The organism is Brucella sp. GW823-FHT04E01 (assembly GCF_058796175.1).
On sequence record NZ_JBXAIK010000001.1, the window covers coordinates 1082832 to 1091978 of the forward strand.

Consider the following 9147-nt stretch of genomic DNA (forward strand, 5'->3'; position numbering starts at 1 on the left):
TAAACAGAGAATGAAAGACCGGAAATTTCGTGAAATACACTCGAAACGATACAATCAATCAGAGCAAGCAATTGTCGAGGGAGAGCACGGGTCGGCGGCCTGTCTGAGACCTTCTCAGTCTCCGACAATCTCCGCCAGCATTTCTGCAAGCTGACGGATCTGGTCGGGGCCGTTGTCCATGTGCCGGATGACGATTTCCATCGGCTCGACGGACGGCAATCCTGCTGCGGCAGGCACCACCTGATGACCGGGAAGCGCAACACGCGTCGGCAGCAGGCTGACACCCAGCCCCTCGGCGACCGCACTTTGAATACTCGCCAGACTGGAGCTGGTGAAAACCACATGCCAGCGCCTGCCCACCCGATCGAGAGCCTCCATCATGTCGCTGCGATAAAGCCCGTTCGGCGGGAACACTACGAGCGGCAGCGGATCAACATGGGAAACGGGAAAATCGGCACTATCGAGCCAGGACAGCGGCTCCGACCAGTGCATGGTCCCAACCGTTTCGCCACGTTTTTGTTTCACCATGACAAGGTCAAACTCACCGGTCTCGAAACCTTTCTGCAAGTCACGGCTGAGCCCGCTCGTCACCTCAAGTTTCGTGTTCGGATGTGCGCGCATGAAACGCGCCAGCGCAGGCGTAACCAGCCGTGAGGCGAAATCTTCCGGCAGGCCGAGGCGGAACACGGCAGCAAGTGCTGTGCCGGTCATCGCGGCTGCCGCCTCGTCATGCAAGTGCAGGATACGGCGCGCATAGCCCAGCAGCTTTTCGCCTGCATCCGTCGGGCGCACATCATGCCGGGCACGTTCCAGAAGCGCCTGTCCAACAGCTTCCTCCAGCCGTATGATCTTCTGGCTTATGGTCGATTGGGTCGAGTGCAGCTGCAAGGCCGCAGCCGTAAAACTACGGCTGTCGACAACGGCCACAAAGGCCCGCAAAAGATCGAGATTGAAAGAAGTATTCATAAGCCCACTGGATATCAGTTCAACATTTAATTTCCAAATATGACACCCTGCTTGTATGAACGCAACAAGCAGGAGAACCAGCCGATGCGTCAAACAATATTCAGCTTGAGTGCCTTGGCATTGATTGCAGGGACGATAGTTATGACCGAACCGACATTGCCGGGCCACCACGCCGCAGCCCAAGCCCAAGCCGAAACGTCTCTTCTTCAGGCCGCAGCGGCTGGCGATCTGGCGGCGGTCAATGCAGCCATCAAGGCCGGAACAGACCTCGAAGCGCGGGGCAAGAATGGCGAGACGGCACTTCTGGCGGCAACCCATGCCAATCACGTCGATGTCGCCCGTGCGCTCATTGATGCTGGCGCCGACGTCAATGCCAAGGATGCCATCAAGGACAGCCCCTATCTTTATGCGGGCGCACGCGGACACCTCGAAATTCTCAAGATGACGCTTGCGCACGGTGCTGACCTGAAGAGCACCAATCGCTATGGCGGAACCGCACTCATTCCCGCCTCCGAACGCGGACATGTCGAAACGGTACGCACGCTGATCGAGGCTGGCGTCAAGGTCGATCACGTCAACAATCTTGGCTGGACGGCACTCCTCGAAGCCATCATGCTCGGCGACGGCGGCCAGCGTCATATCGATATTGTGAAGCTCCTCATAGATGCCGGGGCCGACGTCAATCTGGCAGATAATGACGGCGTCACGCCGCTTCAGCATGCCCGCAGCCGCGGCTATGCGCCGATGGTGGCCCTGCTGGAGAAGGCTGGCGCGAAATGAGCAGCGACAGCACATATCTCGATCAGGCCATAAAGCTCGCCTTCGACAATGTCGAACAAGGCGGACGTCCGTTCGGAGCCGTGGTCGTCAAGGGCGGCAAGGTCATCGCCACAGGCGTCAATCGCATGCAGGCCGATTGCGATCCGACCGCCCATGCCGAATTGCTGGCACTGCGCGCGGCGGGCAAGACGTTGCAATCGCCACGGCTCGACGGCTGTGAAGTCTATGCCAGCGGCCAGCCCTGCCCCATGTGCTTTGCCGCGATGCGCATGGCCGGTGTCAAAAAAATCCGCTTCGCCTATTCCAATGAGCAGGCCGAACCCTTCGGCCTTTCGACCGCGAAAATCGCCGTTGAACTCGCCAAGCCTCTCAGCGCACAGACAGGCATCAGTTTCGAACATTCCCCGCCGGAAAACGATCCTGAACTCTATCAAGTATGGGAAAGCAAGAAGAAGACTGGCGCCTGAAACATGCAGACTACCATCCATCCGGCGACCGGCAGCAAGAACACAGCAAGTCTCGCCCTCATCACGCTCGTCGTCCTGATCGGCCTCAACCTGCGTCCATTCCTGACCGCACCGGGGCCGGTACTTTCGAATATCGCAGCCGATACCGGTATGGGTTTCGGTGGGTTATCCCTGCTCACCTTCCTGCCAATGATGCTGATGGGGCTTGGCGCTTTTGCGGCTCCGCGTATCCAGTCGCTGTTCGGCACCCGGCGCAGCATGTTCGCAGCACTTGCCATTCTTGCGGCAGGCTCCCTCCTGCGCGGCTTTGTACCGAATGGGGTTTCGCTGGTGTTGACCGCCGTACTGTGCGGTGCTGGCGTTGCAATGATTCAAGCTTTGATGCCCGGCCTCATCAAAGCCAATTTCCCGTCAAGCATCGCCACCGTAACCGGGCTCTATTCTGCCATGATAATGGGCGGCGGCGCTCTCGGCGCGCGGCTGACGCCATGGCTTGCGGGCAGCCAGCATAACTGGCGCTTCGCCCTTGCCGTCCTTGCAATCCCCGCCTTCCTGGCTTTGCTGACGGCACTGCCCATTCTCCGCGAAACGTCATCGCCGGGCAAAAAATCCGGAATAACCGGGCACCTGCTGCGGCGCCCTCGCACCTGGGTGCTGATGGCTGCTTTCGGTCTCGTCAATGCGGGCTACTCGTCCATGGTCGCCTGGCTCGCGCCCTATTATCAATCGCTAGGGCTTGCTGCCTCCACCACCGGCAATCTCGTCGCGGTGATGGCTGTTGCACAGGCGCTAGCGGCTTTCGGACTGCCGCTCGTCGCGCGCCACAGTACCGACCGCCGCCCGTGGCTGCTGTTGACATTGGCTATGCAGGCAATTGGCTTCGCAGGCCTTGCCTTGGCACCCCAGCTTTCGCCTTTCTTCTGGTCTGCGATCTGCGGCGCAGGTCTCGGCGGCAGCTTCGCACTCGCCATGATTACATCACTCGATCACCTGCCCAAACCGGAAGAAGCAGGCGCACTGGCTGCCATGATGCAGGGCGGTGGCTTTCTGATCGCGGCTCTCGGTCCCGTCGCGACCGCTTTCCTGCATGGCCTGACCGGTTCGTTTGCTTCCGGCTGGATCATGCACCTCGTTCTGGTCGCGAGCATCTGCCCGCTCTATCTGAGCTTCAATCCGCACAAGTATGCGCATGTCATGAAACTGCCGGTTCAGGCGGAAAGTGGCACACAATAGCGTTACTCGGCCAGTTTATGGCCCGAAAACAGTTTTCGTCCGGCAATTTTCGGCTAGATAACTTGCCGACCTTCCCAATAGGGTTAAGGTTACAGGAAACCTGTTTTTATTTTTGGCATTTGAAGCGGTTCCGGCGAACATGGAAGCGCCAGCCATATTAATCCGAATACTGGTCATAATATGAAGCACGAAACCGCGATCCATCAAGGCACGTCCGTCGCTCCGGACGGTTTGCCTAAGCCGAGAATCTATTGGGCATGGGCAACCCTGATGGTGGGTCTGACGCTTGCCGTCATCGATGGCACTATCGCAAATGTCGCCCTCCCGACGATTGCCGCCGATTTTTCGGCTGGTCCTGCTGCCTCGATCTGGATCGTCAACGGCTATCAGCTTGCAATTGTGGTCACCCTGCTTCCGTTGGCAGCACTTGGTGAAATCTATGGCTACAGGCGTGTCTATCTTGGCGGCGTGGCATTGTTTACCGTCGCTTCCGTCGCCTGCGTTTTCTCACGCTCACTGGAAGCACTCACTTTCGCCCGCATCATACAGGGACTGGGTGCAGCAGGCCTGATGAGCGTCAACACCGCCCTTTTGCGCTATACGGTGCCGCAGGCGAAATTCGGTACAGCCATCGGCCTCAATGCACTCTTCGTCGCCGTTTCGTCGACCATCGGGCCGACGCTTGCCGGTGTCATGCTATCGTCCCTGAGCTGGCCGTGGCTTTTCGTCATCAATATTCCACTCGGCATTGCTGCCGTCGTGATGGGCCTCAAAAGCCTGCCCGAGAATGAGCACTCCGCACGCAAATTCGACGTGGTCAGCGCCATCCTGTCAGCGCTCACCTTCGGCCTTCTGGTCACAACCATCGACAGTGCAGGCAACGAAATCGGGTCCTTCGTCGTGCTGTTGCAGGCGGTGGGCTGCGTAACCGCGGCTGTTCTCCTCACACGGCGGTCGCTGCGCATGGCCGATCCGCTGCTGCCGCTCGACCTCTTGCGCATTCCCGTCTTTACGCTTTCCATCTGCACTTCGATCATGTCGTTTCTGGCGCAGATGATGGCGTTCATCTCGCTGCCGTTCCTCTTTCAGGTCGTCTTTGGCTTCAGGCCGATCGAGGTTGGTTTCCTGATGATGCCCTGGCCCATTGCGCTTGCCATCGTCGCGCCGCTTTCGGGCAAACTGTCCGACAAACACTCACCGGCGATTCTGGGCCTGCTTGGGCTCATCATATTCGCCATCGGCCTTGCTCTGGTGGGCATGTTGCCGGAACATCCATCGATCCCGGATATATGCTGGCGCATGGCAATTTGCGGAATTGGTTTCGGCCTCTTTCAGGCACCGAACAATCGCATGATGATTACCTCGACGCCGCGCTCACGCAGCGGTGCCGCAAGCGGCATGCTGGGCACGGCGCGCCTTCTCGGCCAATCGCTGGGGGCGGCTTTCGTCGCCTTTCTGCTGTCGCAATGGGGAGTGGAAGGAACACCCTATATTCTCTTCTTCGCATCCGGCTTCGCACTGTTTGCCTCGCTGATCAGCGTCACACGCCTCGGGCGTTGACTTCATCCACAGCTTTGGAGGGAACCGGAAAATATCTTGCACAAAGAAGCAAATTTCCCTGTTGCAATCTCCGGAGCGTTGGTCCATATAGCGCCTGCCTGACGGAAACGAACGGTTTCCGGAATGACTGGCGCGAGCGGGTGTAGCTCAGGGGTAGAGCACAACCTTGCCAAGGTTGGGGTCGAGGGTTCGAATCCCTTCGCCCGCTCCAGTTTTTCTTCAGATCAGGTTTTACGAAGGCTGCCGACAGGCGGCCTTTCGTGTTTCAGGGCAATGTTTCTGGAAGTGTACCATTGCTAGAGCAGCTTGAATGGCAGGCCTGAAACAAGCACCTTTATATAGCGTTTCTTCTGAAAATAGCCGTTGAGTGAAATACGCGGAATCGCTGCAGCTGGCATCACACCTGTTTGCTGCAGCACACCAGGCTGGGTGGTCACGCCCACATCGAACCCGCCTTCTGAAACCGCCCTGATCTCGCGTTCGCCAACGGCCGCCTTCCATCCATATGGATAGGCAAAGGATCGCGGCCTGTAACCAGCATAGCGTTCTACTGATTCGGTCGAGTCAGCGATTTCCTTGGCCAGTCTTTCGTCGTCGACACGACGTAAATTGACATGAGTGACAGTGTGCGCGCCAAGATGCACAAGCGGATCGAGCGCAAGAGCGCGCAATTCCGATGGGTTCATCACCGATTCATCGACAAGCGAAATTGCGTCGATCCCGACCGTTTGTGCAGCTGCGTCTATGCGGGCTACTGCCTCGTCTTCATCGAAACACTGCATGAACTGCACAAGCTGGGCAAAGGCCGCTGATTTCTGGGCCGGAGTTGCTGCGCGCACATCGAGAACACCGCCGCCAAAGTCGAACTGGAAACTGTCGGCCTCCGTCACCAGAGCCGCAATGGTCCGCCACCACATGGATCGCTTGCGTTCCACGAAACCCGTCGTGATGAAAATCGTGTAGGGAATGCTGTATCTGGCAAACACAGGGGCCGCGAAGTCTGCATTGTTCCGATAACCATCGTCCAGCGTGAAGGCGACATATTTCCGGGTGCTGCCTTGTTCGGAAAGCAGCCTCGGCAAGTCATGCAAATGCACCGGCACAAGGCCCGCTTCCAATGCCGCTTCTATCGCCATTTCAAGCGTTTGCGGCGTAATCGAAAGAATGGCGTTGGGGTCTGACCGATCTGTCGCACCTTCCGGTTTGACGTGATGCATCGTGAAGACGACACCGCGCCCACCGGCAGAAGGGAAAAGCGCCGACGCACCGGAAAAGGCAATAGCCTCCAGCCCCGCACGGATCAGCGGATATTTCAAACTGCCCTTAATAGACCGCAGCGACATCTTCTCGAATATACTTCCCCCGAAGGCCAGACTTGGCGCGGGATCGTGCGCCAGCCGTGAACCCCTCTCGCCTATAGCAATTTCATCTCGCCACGTGAATTGCTTTCGCCGCATCTTAATCCTAGAGCGCATTTCGATCTGATTGAATCAGATCGGCGCTCTCAATATTTGTTTTGGAGCGCATCCCGAAAACCGTTTCACACTTTTCGGGATGCGCTCCAGCAAAAAGGCCGCACGCAAAGCGTACGGCCTTTTATCATTTTGTTCGTTAAACTTGACGCTCAAAGCGAAGTCGAGCTCTTCCACCAGTCGGTTCCGCCATCATGCGCATACTGGTCAATTTCAGCCAGTTCCTCGGCACTGAATTCCAGTCCCTTCAGAGCACCCAAAGAGTTTTCAAGCTGCGCGACCGAGCTTGCCCCGATGAGCGAAGAGGTCACGCGCGGATCGCGAAGCGTCCACGCAATTGCCATCTGGGCCAAAGTCTGTCCACGACGCTCCGCAATGACGTTCAATGCCCGGATGCGCCCCAGCAGTTCTTCGTTCTCTGCGCTGGCTTTCAGGGAGCCGCCCTGATTCGCCCGCGCACCTTCCGGAATGCCGTTCAGATAGCGCGATGTCAGCAAACCCTGAGCCAGCGGCGAAAACACGATGCAACCGGCGCCCAGCTCATCCAGCGTATCGAGAAGCCCATTCTCGATCCAGCGGTTGAACATGTTATAATTCGGCTGGTGAATGAAAAGCGGCACGCGCTCTTCCTTCAGGATCGCCGCCGCCTTCAGCGTCAGTTCCGGCGAATAGCTCGAAATACCGACATAGAGCGCCTTGCCCTGGCGATGCAGATGCGCGAGCGCTCCCATCGTCTCTTCCAGAGGCGTCGTGGCATCGACACGGTGCGAATAGAAGATGTCGACATAATCGAGTCCCATCCGCTGCAGCGACTGGTCGAGACTGGCAATCAGATATTTGCGGCTGCCGCCAATGCCACCATAAGGCCCCGGCCACATGTCCCAACCGGCTTTCGATGAGATAATCATCTCATCGCGATAAGGCCGGAAATCGCTGGCCATGATGCGACCGAAGTTTTCTTCGGCAGATCCGGGAGGCGGGCCATAATTGTTCGCTAGATCGAAATGGGTCACGCCCAGATCGAAGGCGCGACGGAGAATCGCGCGACCGTTTTCGTAGACATCCCGGCCACCGAAATTGTGCCAGAGGCCAAGCGATATCGCTGGCAGGTCGATGCCGCTCCGACCGGTGCGGCGATAGAGCATATCTGACTGATAGCGATCAGCCGCTGCAGAATAATGCATAACGCATCTCCATGAGTGAAATGGTTTGACCACGCATGGAAGACAGCGCCGATCCCATGCATAACAGGTGTGACGCATATTTGATCCCGAAGGGGAGTCGAGGCAATGCTAATCTGCTGAATGTTACTCAACGAAAGAATGACGAATAATCAACAACGGCTCTTAACGTGATCCGACTTCCTCAGCGACCACCAATTTCGCGAGGCCCTGGTCTTCGCGGATGAGATCAATCAGCCGCCGCAAACCAGATGGAACCTGTCGTCTGCTTGGATAATACATGGTCAGGGGCGGACCTTCGGAAGCCCAGTCCGGTAGCACGGCTTCAAGTGTACCTGCGTCCAGATAGTTCTTGACCAATGGCTCCAGACAATAGGCAAAGCCGATCCCGCCCAAAGCGGCTTCCACAGCCTGTTCGGTTTCATTGGCGCAAATCGGTCCTTTCACATCGACTCGGCGCAAGGAAGCACCGTTCCCCAATTCCCATGCATATCGGGAATTGTCTCCGAGCCTCGTCTCTATACACGGCAAGCGGAGCAGATCGTCCGGCGTTTCGGGGCACCCTGCCCTCGATATCAAAACCGGAGAACCAACCACAATCCATTGCAAAGGCCCGGTTAGCGCAACGCCGATCATGTCCTGCGGCACCCGGTCGCCATAACGGATCCCCGCATCGAAACCCTCAGCGACGATATCAACCATCTGGTCATCTATAGTGATGTCGAGATGCATGTCGGGATAGGTTTGCGTATAGCGCGGTAAGATGGGCGCGATGATCAGTCGTGCGGCATCACGCAGCGCGTTGAGCCTTATGCGCCCCGATGGAAAGTCGCGCTGACTGGTCAGAGCTTCCAAGGCTTCCCCTATCGTCCGCAGTCCGTTTTCAAGTTGTGTCGCGAGTGCCGCACCGGCTTCGGTCGGCGTGAGGGAGCGGCTGGTACGGTTGAGCAATCGCACACCCAAATCCGCCTCCAGTTTTTTCATACGATGACTGACAGCGGAGGTTGTTACGCCGAGCTCGATTGCGGCCAGTTTCATGCTTTTGCGGCGTACGATTGTCACGAATATGTTGAGATCAGCCAGCGCGGAGCGATCGAGGTTCACGATTGTCTTCCTTTGATAACGAGGCTGTTTGATAGCTTAAACGGGTCAGTTTGTCGTTATGATCGGGACGGGGAAGTTTTGCAGCTGCCCCGGCTGCTTTGGTCAAAAAAAAGCCCGCGTTGTGGCGGGTTTTGATTTGGTTTTGGGCTGGTGCCTGGTTGCGTTTGTCGGGGGATTGTTACGCTGGATCGTTTCTTTTTGCTGCCCACCCTTGGGGTTATGAGCGCGCTGCGGTGCGTGCGTATAGAACTCGCTTCCGTGCATCGATATTAGGTCGAACGATCTTCTGCGAGAAGCCGGAGCCAGCTCGCAAAGATACGAACATCGGTTATGCTTGAGAGATTTCGTGTATTTTTGTGGGAATTTGGTTGCGGGGGCAGGATT

8 protein-coding genes and 1 tRNA gene are annotated in these 9147 nt (G+C 57.3%); 5 read left to right on the forward strand and 4 right to left on the reverse strand.

Translation table 11 applies throughout. From position 1 onward, the window contains the following. Positions 1 to 114: 114 nt before the first annotated feature. Positions 115 to 966, reverse strand: a complete 852-nt coding sequence (locus AC1RHM_RS05355) for a LysR family transcriptional regulator (protein ID WP_010659362.1) — start codon at positions 964 to 966, stop codon at positions 115 to 117. A gap of 141 nt (positions 967 to 1107) precedes the next feature. Here AC1RHM_RS05355 and AC1RHM_RS05360 point away from each other — a divergent pair, with 141 nt between their 5' ends. The 5 genes from AC1RHM_RS05360 (at position 1108) to AC1RHM_RS05380 (ending at position 5217) form a co-directional block, all read left to right on the forward strand. Beyond that, a complete protein-coding gene (locus tag AC1RHM_RS05360; RefSeq protein WP_050897438.1) occupies positions 1108 to 1746 on the forward strand; it encodes an ankyrin repeat domain-containing protein in 639 nt (212 codons plus the stop codon). Continuing rightward, positions 1743 to 2213, forward strand: coding sequence for a nucleoside deaminase (locus AC1RHM_RS05365; RefSeq protein ID WP_010659360.1), 471 nt, complete (start codon positions 1743 to 1745; stop codon positions 2211 to 2213). Before AC1RHM_RS05360 ends, AC1RHM_RS05365 begins: the two co-directional genes overlap by 4 nt. 3 nt (positions 2214 to 2216) lie before the next feature. Then, the gene (locus AC1RHM_RS05370) at positions 2217 to 3446 is read left to right on the forward strand and encodes a cyanate transporter (RefSeq protein ID WP_010659359.1); all 1230 of its coding nucleotides are present in this window, start codon (positions 2217 to 2219) and stop codon (positions 3444 to 3446) included. A gap of 180 nt (positions 3447 to 3626) precedes the next feature. Next, on the forward strand, positions 3627 to 5006 hold the full coding sequence (locus AC1RHM_RS05375; RefSeq protein ID WP_010659358.1) for an MFS transporter: 1380 nt from the start codon (positions 3627 to 3629) through the stop codon (positions 5004 to 5006). Positions 5007 to 5142: 136 nt separating this feature from the next. Further along, positions 5143 to 5217 (forward strand) — tRNA-Gly (locus tag AC1RHM_RS05380). 85 nt (positions 5218 to 5302) lie between these two features. Here the strand turns inward: AC1RHM_RS05380 and AC1RHM_RS05385 are convergent. The 3 genes from AC1RHM_RS05385 to AC1RHM_RS05395 all read right to left on the reverse strand — a co-directional run bounded on the left by AC1RHM_RS05385 (position 5303) and on the right by AC1RHM_RS05395 (position 8763). Next, a complete protein-coding gene (locus AC1RHM_RS05385; RefSeq protein WP_010659357.1) occupies positions 5303 to 6349 on the reverse strand; it encodes a polysaccharide deacetylase family protein in 1047 nt (348 codons plus the stop codon). 281 nt (positions 6350 to 6630) lie between these two features. After that, entirely contained in the window at positions 6631 to 7662 is a 1032-nt protein-coding gene (gene mgrA, locus AC1RHM_RS05390) for an L-glyceraldehyde 3-phosphate reductase (protein WP_010659356.1), read from the reverse strand. Positions 7663 to 7824: 162 nt separating this feature from the next. Continuing rightward, on the reverse strand, positions 7825 to 8763 hold the full coding sequence (locus tag AC1RHM_RS05395; protein WP_151576224.1) for a LysR family transcriptional regulator: 939 nt from the start codon (positions 8761 to 8763) through the stop codon (positions 7825 to 7827). Between the last annotated feature and the right edge of the window lie 384 nt (positions 8764 to 9147).